Consider the following 16,527-nt stretch of genomic DNA (forward strand, 5'->3'; position numbering starts at 1 on the left):
GCGGGGGCGGCGCCCGGATTCCGGCGCCCGGCAGACGCGTAGGCTCGACTGGCCAATGGCATATACCAGGGGAACGCGATCCCCCGGGTCGCTTTCGGTAAGCCGTCAAGTTCCCTGCCCCATGCGGTGGTTGGCCGCCTAGGGTGGACAGGGCGCGCGCGCCTCTCCGGCGTGCCGTCGAGCCGGTCCTGAGAGGTTCCCGCCATGCAGTCAGCCCCGCTGGGGAGACGGATCTCGCGGCGTGACGACTCCAGGTCACGCCGGTACCTCAGGGGTGCCGTGCTCGTCATCGCGGTGCTGCTGGTCCTCGGCGGCGTCAGACGCGTCGTGGAGGACGGCAGATCGCTCTTCCCCTCGGACGAGGCGGGCTGGGGCCTCGGCGTCCTCATCGGCCTTGTGGTCGCCTACTTCCTCGCCCTGGACCGGGGCCGCTGGCTCCACGGCAGCAGCGCGGGAGCCGCGCTGGCGCTGGCCACGCTGCTGCTCTACGGCTGGCTGCCCGCCGTCCTGGTCACGGTGTCCATGGCCGCGGTCATCGGTGTGGCCCGCGTCGGGCCCAGGCGCCGGCCGCTGCACGACGGCGCGACCGAGGCGCTCGGGGTGGGGGCCGCGGCCCTGGTGCTGGCCGCCTTCGGCACCACGCCGACCGTGGAGCGGCCCTGGAGCCCGGCGGACTGGGGCCTGGAGAGCCTCCCGCAGCTGCTCCTCGGCGCCTGCGCCTACCTGCTCGTCGTCCATACCGTGCACCGGCTGACCGTCGAACCGGCCAACGGCGCGCGGGCGTTGGTCACCTGGCCGTGGCCGCGCGACGCCCTGGTGGCCCTCGCCCTGCTGTGCACCACCCCGCTGATCGCCGTGGTCGCCGTCGCCACCCCCGGGCTGCTGCCGCTCTTCGCCGTCCCGCTGATCGTCCTCGACCACACCTTCTGGATGGCCAGGGTCCGCGTCGAGGAGCGGCTGCTCGATCCGCTCACCGGGCTGCCCAACCGCCGCTGGCTGCTGACCCGCACCGACGCCGTGCTGCGCGAGGCCGCCGGCGAGGGGCGTCGTGTCGGGCTGATCCTGATCGACCTGGACAGCTTCCGTTCGGTCAACGACACATTGGGCCATCTCACCGGCGACCGACTGCTGTTGTTGATCGCCGACCGGATCCGGGCCGGGCTGCCGGCCGGCGCCTCGGCCGCCCGGCTCGGCGGCGACGAGTTCGCCATCCTGCTGCCGCACGCGGGCTCCGCCACGGCGGCGCAGCGCACCGCGCGCACCCTGATCAGCGCCCTGAACGCGCCGCTCGAACTGGACGGCCTCAGCCTCCTGGTCGAGGCGAGCGCCGGGGTCGCCGTCTTCCCCGAGCACGCGTGCGAGGCCGAGGGCCTGCTGCGCCGCGCCGATGTGGCGATGTACCTCGCCAAGCGGGACCGCAGCGAGGTCGAGGTCTACGAGGCCAGCCGCGACGGCAACACGCCCGACCGGCTGGCCCTGTTGGGCGATCTGCGCCGGGCCCTCGACGCCGGCGAGGTGGAGCTGCACTACCAGCCCAAGGTGCGGTTCGACGGGGTGGTCGCCGGTCTTGAGGCGCTGGTCCGCTGGAACCACCCGGTGCGCGGAAAGGTTCCTCCTGACGAGTTCATCGCGATCGCCGAGGCGTCCGGGCTGATGCCCCGACTCACGGAGCACGTCCTGGAGTCGGCCCTGCGGCAGGTCGCCCGCTGGCGCGCCGCCGGCCTCACCGTCCCGGTCGCCGTCAACGTCTCGCCCCGCGACGTGCACGCGCCCGGCTTCGCCGGCGCGGTCGCCGCGCGGCTGGCCCGTCACCGGGTGCCGCCCGACGCCCTCCAGCTGGAGATCACCGAACACGTGATGCTGGAGGACCCGCACCACGCCGCCGACACCCTCGCCGCGCTGGCCGGGCACGGCGTCCGGATGTCCCTCGACGACTTCGGCACCGGCTACTCCTCCCTCGTCCACCTGCGCAAACTCCCGGTCAGCGAGCTGAAGATCGACCGCTCCTTCGTGGCCAGGCTGGTCCTGGACGCGCAGGACGCCGAGATCGTCCGCTGCACGGTGGATCTGGCGCACTCCCTGGGCCTGGTGGTGGTCGCCGAGGGCGTGGAGGACGACGAGACCTGGGAGCGGCTGCGCGATCTGGGCTGCGACGCGGTCCAGGGCTGGCTGGTCGCGGCGGCGATGCCGGTCGACGAGGCCACCTCCTGGCTGCGCGCCCGGGACACCGAGGCCCCCGAGGCCGAGCGCGCGGCCCGTGCGCTGCCCGCCGGCCGGCCGCACGGACAGCCCGCGGGGCGTGCGCCCACGTGCTGAGCGGGCCGCCCCGGGCAATCCGCGGGCCCGGAGGACGCCAGGGGACGCCCGAGCGACAACGCGTGCGCGGGCAGTCGGTGCCGCGTCCTAGGATTGGGCCCATCGAACCCGCCCGCGACGAGCAAGAGGATCGCCACATGCCCGGCATCACGCGCGAGGAGGTCGCCCACCTCGCCAAGCTGGCGCGTCTGGAGCTTACGGCCGAGGAGCTAGAGCACTTCGCCGGACAACTCGACGACATCATCGGCGCGGTCGCCCGCGTCTCCGACGTCGCCTCCCAGGACGTTCCGCCGACCTCCCACCCGCTGCCGCTCACCAACGTGATGCGTGCCGACGAGGTCCGTCCCGGCCTCACCCCGGCCCAGGCCCTCGCCGGCGCGCCGGCGCAGGAGCAGCAGCGTTTCAAGGTGCCCCAGATCCTGGGGGAGGAGTGAGCGAGATGGCAGACCTGATCCGGCTCACCGCCGCCGAGTTGGCCACCGCCGTCGCGGACGGCACGGCCAGCTCCGTCGAGATCACCCAGGCCCATCTGGACCGCGTCGACGCCGTGGACGAGAAGGTGCACGCCTTCCTGCACGTCGACCGCGAGGGCGCCATCGCCCAGGCGAAGGCCGTCGACGAGCGCCGCGCCGCCGGGGAGCGGCTCGGCCCGCTGGCCGGCGTGCCGCTGGCGCTCAAGGACATCTTCACCACCGAGGGCGTGCCCACCACGGTCGGCTCGAAGATCCTTGAGGGGTGGATCCCGCCCTACGACGCCACGGTGACCAAGCGCCTCAAGGCGGCCGGCGTGGTGATCCTCGGCAAGACCAACATGGACGAGTTCGCCATGGGCTCCTCCACCGAGAACAGCGCCTTCGGCCCCACCGGCAACCCGTGGGACCTCACCCGCATCCCCGGCGGCTCCGGCGGCGGTTCGGCGGCCTCCCTGGCGTCCTTCCAGGCGCCGTTGGCCATCGGCACCGACACCGGCGGCTCCATCCGGCAGCCCGCTTCCGTCACCGGCACGGTCGGCGTCAAGCCCACCTACGGCGGCGTCTCGCGCTACGGCATGGTGGCCTTCTCCTCCTCGCTCGACCAGGGCGGCCCCTGCGCCCGCACGGTCCTGGACGCGGCGCTGCTGCACCAGGTGATCGCCGGCCACGACCCGCTGGACTCGACGTCCATCGACGCCCCGGTGCCCGATGTGGTGGCGGCGGCGCGCGGCGGCTCGGTGGCCGGGCTGCGGATCGGCGTGGTCAAGGAGTTCCGTGGCGAGGGCTACCAGGCCGGGGTGCTCCAGCGCTTCGACGAGTCCGTCGAGCTGCTGCGCGAGCTGGGCGCCGAGATCGTCGAGGTGTCCTGTCCCTCGTTCGATCTGGCGCTCGCCGCCTACTACCTGATCGCGCCCTCCGAGTGCTCGTCGAACCTGGCCAGGTTCGACGCGATGCGCTACGGGCTGCGGATCGGCGACGACGGCACCAGGTCGGCCGAGGAGGTCACCGCGCTCACCCGCGAGGCCGGCTTCGGGCCCGAGGTCAAGCGCCGCGTGATGCTGGGCACCTACGCGCTGTCCTCCGGCTACTACGACGCCTACTACGGCAGCGCCCAGAAGGTCCGGACGCTGGTCACCCGCGACTTCGAGCGGGCGTTCGCCGATGTGCATGTGCTGATCTCGCCCACCACCCCGACGACGGCCTTCCCGATCGGCGAGCGCGCCGACGACCCGATGGCCATGTACCGGGCCGACCTCTGCACCATCCCGGTCAACCTGGCGGGCAACGCCGCCATGTCCCTGCCCTGTGGCCTCGCGCCTGAGGACGGTCTGCCCGTGGGGCTCCAGATCATCGCCCCCGCGATGGCCGACGACCGCCTCTATCGCGTCGGAGCCGCCGTCGAGGCGGGATTCCAGGCACGCTGGGGTCATCCGATCCTTGAGGAGGTACCAGCACTGTGAGTATGCAGCCGAAGTCCAAGATGGGCACCTATCTGTCCATCGGCGGCAGTCTGTTCGCCGTGATCAGTGTCGCGAAGCAGCTGCGTGAGGCGCGCGAGAAGCAGGACGCGCTGCAACTGACCGACGCCGTCATCTCCGCCGCGGGCATCGTCACCGGCGTGGCGCTGCTCGCCCGTCAGCTGCGCCGTCTGAACCGCGATGAGAACGACGTCCTCAGCGACTGAGCGCTCCCGCACATCCGAGAGGTAGTACCCGTGACCGTCACCGACCTGGTGTCGTACGAGGACGCGCTGGCGTCCTACGACCCCGTCATGGGCCTTGAGGTCCATGTCGAGCTGGGCACCAAGACCAAGATGTTCTGCGGCTGCGCCACCACCCTCGGCGCCGATCCCAACGCGCAGACCTGCCCCACCTGCCTCGGTCTGCCCGGGGCGCTGCCGGTGGTCAACGCCGTCGGCGTGGAGTCGGCCGTGCGGATCGGCCTCGCCCTCGACTGCGAGATCGCCGAGTGGTGCCGCTTCGCCCGGAAGAACTACTTCTATCCGGACATGCCGAAGAACTTCCAGACCTCGCAGTACGACGAGCCGATCGCGTTCAACGGACATCTGGACGTCCAGCTGGCCGACGGCGAGGTCTTCCGGGTGGGCATCGAGCGGGCCCATATGGAGGAGGACACCGGCAAGTCCACGCATATCGGCGGCGCCACCGGCCGGATCCATGGCGCCTCGCACTCCCTGCTCGACTACAACCGGGCCGGCATCCCGTTGATCGAGATCGTCACCAAGCCGATCGAGGGCGCCGGCGAGCGGGCGCCCGAGGTGGCCCGCGCCTATGTCGCCGAGCTGCGCGAGCTGATCAGGGCGCTGGGCGTCTCCGAGGCCCGGATGGAGATGGGGCAGCTGCGCTGCGACGTCAACCTCTCGCTGCGCCCGCACGGCCGGGAGGCGTTCGGCACCCGCAGCGAGACCAAGAACGTCAACTCGCTGCGCAGCGTGGAGCGCGCGGTGCGGTTCGAGGCCCAGCGGCACGCCACCGTGCTCGACGGCGGCGGCCTCATCATCCAGGAGACGCGGCACTTCCACGAGGAGAACGGCACCACCACCTCGGGCCGGGTCAAGGAGGAGGCGGAGGACTACCGCTACTTCCCCGAGCCCGATCTGGTGCCGGTGGCCCCCGACCGCGCCTGGGTCGAGGAGCTGCGGGCCGAGCTGCCCGAGCTGCCGCTCGCGCGCCGCAACCGGCTGCGCGCCGACTGGGGCATCTCGGCGCACGAGATGCAGTCGGCGCTGAACGCGGGCGCCGTCGAGCTGATCGTCGCCACCATCGACGCCGGTGCCGACGCCGCCTCGGCGCGCAAGTGGTGGCTGGGCGAGCTGGCCCGCCGCGCCAACGAGCAGGGCACCGATCTCTCGGCGCTGCCCATCACCCCGGCGCAGGTGGCCCGGGTCACCGCGCTGGTGGCCGAGGGGGCGCTCAACGACAAGCTGGCGCGCGCCACCATCGAGGGCGTGCTGGCCGGCGAGGGCGATCCGGACACCGTGGTCGAGCGGCGAGGGCTGCGCATCGTCTCCGACGACGGCGCCCTCGGGAAGGCGGTGGACGAGGCCATCGAGGCCAACGCGCCCATCGCCGACAAGGTCAGGGCCGGCAAGGTCGCGGCGGCCGGCGCGCTGGTCGGCGCCGTGATGAAGGCGACGCGCGGGCAGGCCGACGCGGCCAGGGCCAGGCAGCTGATCCTGGAGCGGCTCGGCGTGACGGAGTAGGGCATGGCACGACGCGCCTAAGGACTCGACGGGTCCGGTCTAAGGCCCCCGACTCCATCCCGGTGTCGGGGGCCTTCGCCGGATAGGGACGGTCGGCGCGTCGGTCGCTGACTTCGCCCGATGTGGAAGGGGGGCCTTGGCGCGGATCGTGGACGTTGTCGGGTCGAGGGGCCGTTCCTCGACACCAGCACGATCGCGAGGAGCACCACCATGCTGGAGTACGAACTGCACCGTCAGCGCGCGACCGAGCTTGAGAGCGCGGCGCGGGACCACCGCAGGGCACGGGCGCTCCGCCGGCTGATGCGCCTGGCGCGGCGCCGGGTCGCCGGCTTCGACGTCGACTGGGTCACCGCGGCGTGACCGGCCCACGCTCTGCCGTCGGCCAATCCGGTACCGCCCCTTCCCCGGCGCGTGCCATCCTCGACCCCGTGGAGACGCGCGATGTGAGCCCGGTGTTCGTGGGCCGGAAGGCGGAGCTGGCCGAGCTGGTCGAGGCGTTGCGCCGGGCCGAGGCCGGCGTTTCGCAGGCGGTGGTCGTCGGCGGCGAGGCAGGCATCGGCAAGACGCGGCTGCTGGAGGAGTTCCTCGCGGTGGCCGGCGCCGCCGGCGCCACCACCGCGGTCGGCGCCAGCGTCGAACTCGGCGCGGACGGGCTGCCGTTCGCGCCGCTCGTCGGCCTGCTGCGCTCGCTCCACCGCCAGCTGGGCCCCGAGCTGGTCGAGGCCGCCAGCGAGCCCACCGGCGATCTGACGCGGCTGCTGCCCGAGTTGGGCGAGGCCCCAGGGCACCTCGCCGGCGGCGTCGACACCGTGGACCGGGCGCGGATGTTCGAGCTGATCACCCGGCTCTTCGAACGCCTCTCGCAGCGCCGCACGCTGGTGCTGGTCCTGGAGGACCTGCACTGGTCCGACCGCTCCACCAGGGAGCTGCTCGCCTTCTTCTTCCGCTCGGTGCACCCGGGCGCCCGGGTCATGGTGCTGTGCAGCTACCGCGCCGACGACATCCACCGCCGCCATCCGCTGCGCCCCTTCCTCGCCGAGCTCGACCGGCTGCGCACCGTCCAGCGGATCGAGCTGACCCGGCTCTCCGGCGACGAGGTCGCCGCGCAGATGGCCGGCATCCTGGGCACCCCGCCCGAGGCGACGCTGGCCGCCTCGGTCTTCGCCCGCTCCGACGGCAACCCGTTCTTCGTCGAGGAGCTGACCGTCGACCCCGACCCGGCGCGCGGGCTCACGGAGTCGCTCCGCGATCTGCTGCTGGTGCGCGTGGAGACCCTGCCCGAGCAGGTACAGGACGTGCTGCGGGTGGTGGCCGTCGGCGGTTCGTCCGTGGAGCACGCGCTGCTGGCCCGGGTCGCCGGGGTGCCGGAGCCCGAGCTGCTGAGCGCGCTGCGCGACGCCGTCGGCGCCAGGCTGCTGGCCGCCACCGACGACGCCGACGGCTACCGCTTCCGGCACGCGCTCACCCGCGAGGCGGTGACGGACGATCTGCTCCCGGGGGAGCGCGCCCGGCTCAACCGCCGCTACGCGACGGCGTTGGAGGCCGAGCCCGGACTGATCGCCGCCGACGAGCTGCCCACCCGGCTGGCCAGCTACTGGGAGTGCGCGGGCGACCGGGCCAAGGCGCTGCCCGCCGTGCTGACGGCGTCCGTCGCCGCGGGCCGCCGCTTCGCCTACGCCGAGCAACTGCGGCTGCTGGAGCGGGCCCAGGAGCTGTGGGACGCGGCGCCCGAGGAGGTGCGGGCCACGCTCCGCCCCGCCCAGCCGATGTGGGGCTACCCGGCGGGCGAGGTCCCGGACGGCGCCGGCGGGGCGAACGGCCCGGTCGGCTGGGTCGACCTCCAGGCCGAGGCCGTGGTGGCGGCCAGCCTCGCCGGCCAGTACGACCGGGCCAACGCCATCTGCCGGGGCGCGCTGCGCGAGTTGGACGAGATCCGGCTGCCGCTGCACGCCGCGTGGTTCTGGGTCCAGCGCGCCGGGATGGCCGAGCGCGAGGTGCGGGGCGACGGCGTGCACGAGCTGTCCCGCGCCCAGGAGCTGGTGCGCGGCCTGCCGCCTTCCGAGGTGCACGCCAGGGTGCTGGCGCTGACCGCGGCCTGGCATTCGCTCCAGGGCCCAGGACCCGAGCAGCTGGAGCAGGCCGAGCGCGCCGTCTCGCTGGCCCGGCTGGTCGGCGCCACCAGCACCGAGCTGTACGCGCGCTACACCCTGGCCTCCCTCCAGGCCGACGCCGGGGACAGCGCGGGGGCCGTCGTCGAGATGCGGTCCGTGCTGCGGACGGTGCTCGACCGGGGCGAGGTCAGCCTGCTCGGACGCTGCCTGGTCAACCTGTCCGCGGTGCTGGCCGACGCCGGCGAGCTGCGGGAGAGCCTGATCTCCATCGCGGAGGGCATCGAGCTGGCCGACCGCTACGGCCTGGAGGAGACCAAGAGCTGGCTCCAGGCCAACCTCGCCTTCGTGCTGACGCTCCAGGGGCGCTGGGACGAGGCGGGGTCGGCGCTCGACCAGGCCCGCCGGCAGGCCCGCAGCCCGCACAGCGAGCATGTCAGCCGGATCCTGGCGGGACAGCTGGCCGCCCTGCGCGGCGACGTCGACACCGCCCGGGAGGCGGCCACGGCGGTGCGGACAAAGCTCAGCGCCGACCGGGTGCGTGCCACCTTCGAGGTCGAGTTGGCCCGCCTGGAGATCGATCTGGCCCTGCTCACCGGCGAGCCCCAGCGGTCCAGGGACATCCTGCGCTCGGCGCGCTCCGACCTCCAGTTGGGCCTCACCCAGCTGGTGTGGGGCCTGGTCTCCTCGGCCGCGATGGCCGAGGCGGAGGGCCGGGGGATGCCGGGCGCCGACGAGGGGCGGCCCGAGGCGGTCGCGCTGATCAGGGAGCTGACGCGCTCGCTGCCCCGCAACCTTCCCATCCGGGTGGCGCTCGGCCTGCTGGTCGACGCCCAGCTGTACCGGGCGGAGAGCCGCGACCGCCCACCCCACTGGGCCGAGGCGGTGGACGCCATCGAGCCGCTCGACCTGCCCCACCACCTGGCCGAGGCGCGGTACGGCTGGGCCGAGTCGCTGCTCGCCGCCGGCGAGCCCGACGCCCGCGCCCGGGCCGCCGAGCAGCTCAGGGCGGCCAGGGAGACGACGCTGGCGCTCGGCGCCGCGCCGCTGCGCGAGCGCGTGGAGCGGCTCGCCCAGCGCGCCCGGCTGGATCTCAGCGCGCGGCCCGAGCCCAAGGCGGCCCCCGAGCCGGGGGACACCTTCGGGTTGACGCCTCGGGAGCGGGATGTGCTGGGTCTGGTGGCGGCGGGGCGGAGCAACCGGCAGATAGCGGAGGAGCTGTTCATCTCGCCGAAGACGGCGAGTGTCCATGTCTCCAACATCCTGGCCAAGTTGGAGGTCACCAGCCGGGGCGAGGCGGCGGCCGTCGCCCACCGGCTGCGCATGGTGCCGCTCCGACCGACCTGAGGCGCTACGGCGGCTAAGGCGGCCCCTAGGGGCCTCTAAGGCCCCTGGGACGTCGAGGTTTGCGGCGATGGCCCGATGCGGCGAGGGCCCCTGGGGGACGAGCGTGGAGGCATCGCAGGGACGACGGGTGTCCACCAAGCTCTGGTGGACGGGTGGACCGGACACCGTTCCTGGACCTCGGGAGAGCCACCATGAACAAGCCGTACTCCACGTCCTTCAACACCTTCGAGATGTACGCCCACCAGCAGCGCGTCGAGCTGCTGCTGCGCGAGGCCGAGCACGAGCGCCTGGTCCGCGAGGTGCTCAGGGGGCGCGAGACGTCACGTCGCGCCAGCGGCGGCCGGTCCAGCCGGCCGGTGTCCCGGGCCCACGCCGGGGCGTCGGGCTGGCGGTCGTCCGCCGTGGGCCTGGTACAGCGGCTGCGCCGCCGTCGGGCCAGGGCCTAGAACACCCGTGCCGTTGTCAGTGCCCTGTGCGATCCTGCGGAGCATGCGCACCAGATCCGTCAGCCCCGTCTTCGTCGGCAGGAACCCCCAGATCCAGGCTCTGCGTGAGGCCCTGCGCGAGGCGGCCGACGGCGTTCCGCAGGCGGCGTTGGTCGGCGGCGAGGCCGGGATAGGCAAGTCCCGTCTGGTGGAGGAGTTCCTGGCGTCGGCGCAGGCCGAGGGCGCGCTGACGGCCGTCGGCGGCTGCGTCGAAGTGGGTGCGGACGGTCTGCCGTTCGCACCCGTCGTGGCGGTGCTCCGCGTCCTCCACCGCGAGTTGGGGGAGGAGCTGACGGATGCCGCCGCCGGCTTCCAGGGGGAGCTCTCCCGGCTGCTGCCCGATCTGGGGCCGCCCAACCCGCAGGACCACGCCGCCAGGGACCAGGAGGTGCGCGGCCGGCTCTTCGAGCTGACCGCCCGGCTGCTGGAGCGGCTGGCCCAGACGCGCACGCTGGTGCTGGTCTTCGAGGATCTGCACTGGTCGGACCGCTCCACCAGGGAGCTGCTCGGCTATGTCTTCCGCGTGGTGCGGAGCTGCCGGCTCCTCGTGGTCACCACCTACCGCTCCGACGACATCCACCGCCGGCATCCGCTGCGCCCCTTCCTCGCCGAGCTGGATCGGCTGCCGACGGTGCGGCGGATCGAGCTCCCCCGGCTCACCAGGGGCGAGGTGGGCGAGCAGCTCGCCGGCATCAGGGGCGAGGTGCCGGCTCCCGAGCTGCTCGACCAGATCTTCCGCAGGTCCGACGGCAACGCCTTCTTCGTCGAGGAGCTGGCCAGCATCACGGGCAACGGCCGAGCCGGCACGCTCAGCGACTCGGTCCGGGATCTGCTGCTGCTCCGGGTCGAGGCGCTGCCCGATTCGGTCCAGCGGGTGGTGCGGGTGGCCGCCGAAGGCGGCTCGCGGGTGGAGTTCGGGCTGCTCAGAGCGGTCGTCGGGCTGAGTGAGGACGAGCTGATCGAATCGCTGCGCGCGGCCGTCGGCGCCGGCGTGCTCCGCGCCGGGGACGACGACACCTACCGCTTCCGGCACGCGCTCACCCGCGAGGCGGTCGACGACGAGCTGCTGCCGGGCGAGCGTTCCCGGCTGAGCCGGCGCTACGCCGAGGCCGTGGAGGCCGATCCCCAGCTGGTGCCGGCCGACGAGCGCACCACCCGCCTCGCGAGCTACTGGTACCACGCGCATGTGCCGGCCAAGGCGCTGCCCGTGGTCTTCGAGGCCGCGGCCGAGGCCCGCTGCCGGCACGCCTACGCCGAGCAACTGCACCTGCTGCACCGGGGCACCGAGCTGTGGGACGACGTCCCGGCCGAGGTGCGGCGCTCGCTGCGGATCGCCTCTGACGTGGAGTCCTACCCCCTCTGCGAGTGTCCGGACGAGACGCTGGGTTTCCTGGATCTGCTGGCCGAGATGACGCTGGCCGCCCGGTTCGCCGGCGAGCAGGAGCGTGGCCTCTCGGTCGCCAAGCGCGCCCTGCGCCTGCTGGCGGACATGGACCATCCGCTGCGCGCGGCGTGGTTCTGGACGCAGCGGTCCCGGCTGGTGCGGCAGCTGGGTCGGGGCGACGGCTGGCAGGAGCTGGCCAGGGCTCAGGAGCTGCTCGACGGCTTCGCCCCCTCGCCGGTGCACGCCCTGGTGCTCACCGAGGCGGCCAGTTGGGGCTCCGTCTTCGACCCGGGCGAGGACAGCCTGGCCATCGCCGAGCGGGCCGTGGAGCTGTCGCGCGCCATGGGCGATCCCGAGGTGCTGTTGAACGCGCTGCTCAGCAGGGGGCAGCTGCTGATCGACATCGGCCAGGGCGAGCGCGGCGTGGCCGAGCTGCGGGCGGTCGCCGACCGGGTGGTGCCCGAGGAGCGGGTCGGCGTCTTCACCCGCAGCCATGTCAACCTCCAGTCCCAGTTGGAGGGCATGGGCTGCTCGGAGGCCGCGCTGGAGATCGCGGACGAGGCGCTGGAGCTGGCCCACCGCTACGGCCTGGCCGACACCCGCGCCTGGATCGTGGGGAACCGCGCGGACGCGCTCTTCTCGCTGGGCCGCTGGGAGGAGTCCGAGCTGGCCTGCGCCGAGGCGCTCAGCTGGGCGCAGACGCCGGTGACCAAGGCCCAGGTCGCGCTGCGGCGGGCCAGGCTGGCGATCGCCAGGGGCGATCTTCCGGAGGCCGAGCGGCAGTTGGCCGTCCACTGCGAGCTACAGGACTACGACGGGGCGGCGGCGCAGAGCGCCCATCCGGTGGCGGAGCACCGCATCGCGGTCGCGGCCTGGCGCGGGCGCCTGCTGGACGCGCGGGAGCTGTTCGCCGAGGTCGTCCGGGTCAACCAGGCGCCGGGAGTCGGCAACTACACCTGGCCGGTGCTGCACACCATGGCCAGGGCCGAGTCCGAGGCGGTGGGGGTGCCGGTCGCCGAGCCAGGGCGGTGCGCGGCGATCGAGCGGATCCGGGCCTATGCGCGGTCGCTGCCCCCGCACTATCCGGTCTGGGCCGGGTACGCCCTGCTGGTGGAGGCCGAGCTGCGCCGCGCCGAGGGCCGCGCGGGCGCGGCCGACTGGGCCGCGGTGGTGGCCGCCTTCGACGAGCGGACCAGGCCCTTCGAACGCGCCAGGGCGCTCGCCCGGTGGGCGGAGGCGCTGCTGGCCGAGGGCCGACGGGACGCGGCGGGCGAGGCGTTGACCACGGCGCGCGGCATCGCTCGGCGGCTGGGCGCCGCGCCGCTCACGGAGGAGGCCCAGCGGCTGGCCCTCAGGGGGCGGCTGACCCTCGGCGACCGCGCCGCCGCCGGCTCGCCGCCCGAGCCGGGCGTCTCCTTCGGGTTGACGCCTCGGGAGCGGGATGTGCTGGGTCTGGTGGCGGCGGGGCGGAGCAACCGGCAGATAGCGGAGGAGCTGTTCATCTCGCCGAAGACGGCGAGTGTCCATGTCTCCAACATCCTGGCCAAGTTGGAGGTCGCCAACCGGGGCGAGGCCGCCGCCCTGGCCCACCGCCTCGGCCTCCTGAGCGAGCTGGGCCGGCCCGTCGGCTGAGGCCCCGGGGGGCCGGCCGCCGTTCGGGCGTTGAACGCGCCGCTGGTGTCCGGCGGCGCCGGCCGGCCGCGCGTCGAGCTGGGCCCTGTCGCGCCCCTTGCCCCGTGCCGGCGGTCCTGGCATGCCGGTCGTCCGTGGCTCCGGCGGGAGCCGGTCAGCGTACCCGCAGTCGGAGCAGCCGGTCGTCGCCCTCGCCCGGTGAACCCCGGCGGTCCGTCTCGTTGGTGGCCAACAGCAGTTCGTCGTCCCCCACGGCGACCAGCCCGCGCAGTCGGCCGAACTCGCCCTCCAGGAACGCCTCGGGATCGGCTACGGGCTCGGCGCCGTCCATGGGCACCCGCCAGAGCCGCTCGCCGCGCAGCCCGGCCAGCCAGAGCGAACCACCGCTGAAGGCCAGCCCGCTGGGGGACGCCTCGGCGGGCGGCCAGCTCGCCACCGGGTCCACGAAGCCGTCATCCGCGCCGCCCTCGCCCTCGTGCTCCGGCCAGCCGTAGTTGCCGCCCGACTCGATCAGGTTCAGTTCGTCCCAGCTGTCGTCGCCGAACTCCGAGGCCCAGAGCCGGCCCTCGGCGTCCCAGGCCAGGCCCTGCACGTTGCGGTGGCCGAGCGAGAGGACAAGGGACTCCGGATCCGGGTTGTCCGCTGGCGGGGCGCCCGTCTCCGGGTCGATCCGCAGGATCTTCCCGGCCAACGAGCCCGGATCCTGGGCGAGCGGCGGATCGGCCGCGTCCCCCGTGCTGGCGTAGAGCATCCCGTCGGGGCCGAACGCGAGGCCGCCGCCGTTGTGGATCACCTCGCCCCTGGGGATGCCGGTCAGCAGCGGCTCCTCGAAGGTGAGCCGCTCGTCCGCGTCGGGGTCCCCGTCGAGCGTCAGGGGAATGATCCGGTTGTCCGACGCGGTCGTCGTGTAGACGAAGAGCCGGCCCGTGGTGTCGAAGTCGGGGGCGAGCGCCAGGCCGAGCAGCCCACCCTCGCCGTTGGCCACCACCCCCGGAACCCCGCCCAGCTCCGTCACCTCGCCGCCGGCCGCCACCAGGGACAGCGTGCCGCCGTCCCTGGAGCCCACCAGCACGTCCCCGTCGGGCAGTGGGGCGAGGCCCCAGGGCGAGCCGAGGCCGTCGGCCAGCGTCTCAAGCACCTCCACCTCGCCCCGCTCGGGCGCCGCCGACGCGGCGGGCGACTCATCGGCGGTCCCGCCCTCGGCGGACGGCTCGGCCGTGTTCCGGTCGGGCGCGGGACCGTTCTCGTCGTCCGACGAGGAGCAGCCCGCCAGCAGGGGAGCGGTCAGTGCGAGGGCCAGCAGCACGCCGCCGACCGAGCGTTGCCTCATGGGGTTTCCTTCACGATTCACGATTCTCGACTCCCGACGCGACGGGGTATCCGCCCCCTCTCCAGGACACCACACCGCGCGCCGGCGCGCGGTGGCGCGGCCCTCAGCGCCAGGAGTCGCGGGCCGCCGGCAGCGCGGCTATCTCCGCCAGATCCCACTCGGTCAACGTCAGCTCGGCCGCCGCCGCGTTCTCCCGGACCCAGGACGCGCGCTTGGCGCCGGGCAGCGGGATCACCTGGCGGCCCTGGGCCAGCAGCCAGGCGAGCGCGATCTGCGCCGGCGTCGCCCCCGGATGCCGGGCCGCGACCCGCCGCAGCCCGGCGACCACCGGCTGGTTGGCGGCCATCATCTCGGCCGTGAACCGGGGATGCCGGGCGCGCAGATCGTCCGGCTCGAAACCGCCGCCGGGCACCAGGGTGCCCGTGAGGAAGCCGCTGCCGAGCGGCATCGCCGCGAGCAGGCCGACACCACGGGCCTCGCACCAGGGCAGCAGCTCAGCGCGCGCCTCGGCCGACCAGACGGAGAACTCCGCCTGCACCGCGCTCACCGGGAAGACCTGCTGGGCCCGGGAGAGCAGCTCCAGCGTGCGCCCGTGCTCCCCGCCGGCCCCGCGACCCCGGCGGCGGTCGTGCGGATCCAGCGCGCACCAGCCCAACGCCCGCACCTTCCCGGCGCGGACCAGCTCGGCCATCGCCCCCCAGGTCTCCTCCACCGGCACCTCGGGATCGGCCCGGTGCAGCTGGTAGAGATCGATCACGTCGGTGCCCAGACGGCGGAGCGAGGCGTCGCAGGCCCGCCGCACATAGGCCGGGCTGCCGTTGGCCACCAGATGCTGCTCGCCCACCAGCAGCCCGCACTTGGTGGCCAGGAAGACCTCGTCCCGCCGCTCCTTGAGCAGCCGGGCCAGCAGCCGCTCGTTGGTGAACGGGCCGTAGATATCGGCCGTGTCCAGCAGCGAACAGCCCTCGTCCAGCGCGGCGTTCAGCGCCCGGAGCGAGGACTCACCATCCCGCTGGGAGGCCGAGTACCCCCAGCTCATCGGCATGCAGCCCAGGCCGACAGCGCCCACCCGGAGCGTCCCAGCGCCCAACGTCCTGTACCGCACCTGGCCGTTCCCTTCCCGGCGTGAGCCGTCGTCACCAACGTATCCCCTGCCACCGACAGCCAGGACCCCGCCCGGGATGCCCCGGTTAGCCTGGCGCCATGAGTACACCGGAAGTCTGGCTGCCCTATCCCGCCTCCGAACTGGAGTCCCTGCCCGACACCTTGCGCTATCACTTCTGGAACGGCGAAGGGGAGTTCCCCGCCGATCCGGCGGACTGCGCCTTCTACACCGTGCCGTATCTCAAGGGCCCCGAGGTCGCGGTGCGACCGCTGCCAGCGATGACGGGGGTGCGGGTGGTGCAGACGCTCACGGCGGGCGTGGAGCACATGCTCCCCGAGGTGCCGGGGCTCCCGTCCGGCGCCGTGCTCTGCAACGCCGGCGAGCTGCACAACACCAGCACCGCGGAGCTGGCCCTCGCCCTCGCGTTGGCCGCGCTGCGCGGCGTGGACCAGGCGGCGCGCGCCCAGCCGGAAGGGCGCTGGGAGTCGGCGATGCACACCTCGCTGGCCGACCGCCGGGTGCTGATCGTCGGCTACGGCGGCATCGGCGCCGCCATCGAGGAGCGGCTGCTGCCCTTCGAGGTCGCCGACGTCGTCCGCGTCGCCGGCCGCGCCAGGACCGCCCCGCGCGGCCAGGTGCACCCCTCGTCGAAGCTGCCCGAACTGCTTCCCGACGCCGAGGTGGTGCTGGTGGCCACCCCGTTGACGGACGCCACGCGCGGGCTGTTCGGCGCCAGGGAGCTGGCGCTGCTGCCCGACGGCGCCCTGCTGGTCAACGTGTCACGGGGGCCGGTCGTCGACACCGAGGCGCTGCTGGCCGAGGTGTCCAGCGGGCGGCTGCGCGCGGCGCTGGACGTCACCGACCCGGAGCCGCTGCCGGCCGACCATCCGCTCTGGCGCGCGCCCGGCGTGCTGATCACGCCGCATGTGGGCGGCCCTTCGACCGCCTTCGAGCCGCGCGCCAAGCGGCTGCTGCGGTCCCAGCTCTCCCGGTTCGCCGCCGGCGAGGAGCTGCGGCATGTGGTCGCGGCCAGCGGCTCGGAGCGTTAGCCTCGCCCCAAACCATCACTATGGGTGATGCGTCTATGTCGCTGCGTGACTGTTCTGGTGTATCGTCCGGTTCGG

The 16,527-nt window shown here is 73.9% G+C and carries 12 protein-coding genes; 10 read left to right on the plus strand and 2 right to left on the minus strand.

Annotation, left to right across the window (positions count from 1 at the left end):
- Positions 1-204 precede the first annotated feature (204 nt).
- The 9 genes from K4G22_RS23775 (at position 205) to K4G22_RS23820 (ending at position 12,968) form a co-directional block, all read left to right on the plus strand.
- On the plus strand, positions 205-2,316 hold the full coding sequence (locus K4G22_RS23775) for a putative bifunctional diguanylate cyclase/phosphodiesterase (RefSeq protein WP_228082383.1): 2,112 nt from the start codon (positions 205-207) through the stop codon (positions 2,314-2,316).
- Between the two features lie 137 nt (positions 2,317-2,453).
- A complete protein-coding gene (gene gatC / locus K4G22_RS23780) occupies positions 2,454-2,750 on the plus strand; it encodes an Asp-tRNA(Asn)/Glu-tRNA(Gln) amidotransferase subunit GatC (protein ID WP_228082384.1) in 297 nt (98 codons plus the stop codon).
- A 5-nt stretch (positions 2,751-2,755) separates the two neighbouring features.
- On the plus strand, positions 2,756-4,249 hold the full coding sequence (gene gatA, locus K4G22_RS23785) for an Asp-tRNA(Asn)/Glu-tRNA(Gln) amidotransferase subunit GatA (protein WP_228082385.1): 1,494 nt from the start codon (positions 2,756-2,758) through the stop codon (positions 4,247-4,249).
- Positions 4,250-4,251: 2 nt separating this feature from the next.
- Positions 4,252-4,473, plus strand: a complete 222-nt coding sequence (locus K4G22_RS23790) for a hypothetical protein (RefSeq protein WP_228084209.1) — start codon at positions 4,252-4,254, stop codon at positions 4,471-4,473.
- Positions 4,474-4,503: 30 nt separating this feature from the next.
- Complete coding sequence (gene gatB, locus K4G22_RS23795) at positions 4,504-6,012, plus strand: Asp-tRNA(Asn)/Glu-tRNA(Gln) amidotransferase subunit GatB (RefSeq protein WP_228082386.1); 1,509 nt, start codon at positions 4,504-4,506, stop codon at positions 6,010-6,012.
- Between the two features lie 210 nt (positions 6,013-6,222).
- On the plus strand, positions 6,223-6,372 hold the full coding sequence (locus K4G22_RS23800) for a hypothetical protein (protein ID WP_228082387.1): 150 nt from the start codon (positions 6,223-6,225) through the stop codon (positions 6,370-6,372).
- Positions 6,373-6,440: 68 nt separating this feature from the next.
- Positions 6,441-9,467 (plus strand): helix-turn-helix transcriptional regulator, encoded by a 3,027-nt coding sequence (locus K4G22_RS31860; RefSeq protein WP_322785129.1) that lies wholly within the window; start codon positions 6,441-6,443, stop codon positions 9,465-9,467.
- Positions 9,468-9,658: 191 nt separating this feature from the next.
- A complete protein-coding gene (locus K4G22_RS23815) occupies positions 9,659-9,913 on the plus strand; it encodes a hypothetical protein (protein WP_228082388.1) in 255 nt (84 codons plus the stop codon).
- A gap of 43 nt (positions 9,914-9,956) precedes the next feature.
- Positions 9,957-12,968, plus strand: a complete 3,012-nt coding sequence (locus tag K4G22_RS23820) for a helix-turn-helix transcriptional regulator (protein ID WP_228082389.1) — start codon at positions 9,957-9,959, stop codon at positions 12,966-12,968.
- Between the two features lie 154 nt (positions 12,969-13,122).
- On the opposite strand, the gene K4G22_RS23825 is transcribed toward K4G22_RS23820, so the two are convergent.
- Together K4G22_RS23825 and K4G22_RS23830 are read right to left on the minus strand one after the other, a co-directional pair.
- The gene (locus K4G22_RS23825) at positions 13,123-14,298 is read right to left on the minus strand and encodes a PQQ-dependent sugar dehydrogenase (RefSeq protein ID WP_228082390.1); all 1,176 of its coding nucleotides are present in this window, start codon (positions 14,296-14,298) and stop codon (positions 13,123-13,125) included.
- A gap of 103 nt (positions 14,299-14,401) precedes the next feature.
- Positions 14,402-15,403: an aldo/keto reductase gene (locus K4G22_RS23830; protein ID WP_228082391.1), complete on the minus strand. Its 1,002-nt coding sequence runs from the start codon at positions 15,401-15,403 to the stop codon at positions 14,402-14,404.
- A 98-nt stretch (positions 15,404-15,501) separates the two neighbouring features.
- On the opposite strand from K4G22_RS23830, the gene K4G22_RS23835 reads away from it, so the two are divergent.
- Positions 15,502-16,452: a 2-hydroxyacid dehydrogenase gene (locus K4G22_RS23835; RefSeq protein ID WP_228082392.1), complete on the plus strand. Its 951-nt coding sequence runs from the start codon at positions 15,502-15,504 to the stop codon at positions 16,450-16,452.
- Positions 16,453-16,527: the final 75 nt, after the last annotated feature.

The organism is Streptomyces profundus, from assembly GCF_020740535.1.
In the GTDB taxonomy this organism is placed as follows: Bacteria; Actinomycetota; Actinomycetes; order Streptomycetales; family Streptomycetaceae; genus Streptomyces; species Streptomyces profundus.

Excerpts from the sequence above, each read along its gene's own strand:
- K4G22_RS23815 (WP_228082388.1), top strand. The coding sequence starts at position 9,659 with ATGAACAAGCCGTACTCCACGTCCTTCAACACCTTCGAGATGTACGCC.
- K4G22_RS23825 (WP_228082390.1), bottom strand. The coding sequence starts at position 14,298 with ATGAGGCAACGCTCGGTCGGCGGCGTGCTGCTGGCCCTCGCACTGACC.
- gatC (WP_228082384.1), top strand. The coding sequence starts at position 2,454 with ATGCCCGGCATCACGCGCGAGGAGGTCGCCCACCTCGCCAAGCTGGCG.
- gatA (WP_228082385.1), top strand. The coding sequence starts at position 2,756 with ATGGCAGACCTGATCCGGCTCACCGCCGCCGAGTTGGCCACCGCCGTC.
- K4G22_RS23835 (WP_228082392.1), top strand. The coding sequence starts at position 15,502 with ATGAGTACACCGGAAGTCTGGCTGCCCTATCCCGCCTCCGAACTGGAG.
- K4G22_RS23790 (WP_228084209.1), top strand. The coding sequence starts at position 4,252 with ATGCAGCCGAAGTCCAAGATGGGCACCTATCTGTCCATCGGCGGCAGT.
- K4G22_RS23775 (WP_228082383.1), top strand. The coding sequence starts at position 205 with ATGCAGTCAGCCCCGCTGGGGAGACGGATCTCGCGGCGTGACGACTCC.
- K4G22_RS23800 (WP_228082387.1), top strand. The coding sequence starts at position 6,223 with ATGCTGGAGTACGAACTGCACCGTCAGCGCGCGACCGAGCTTGAGAGC.
- K4G22_RS23820 (WP_228082389.1), top strand. The coding sequence starts at position 9,957 with ATGCGCACCAGATCCGTCAGCCCCGTCTTCGTCGGCAGGAACCCCCAG.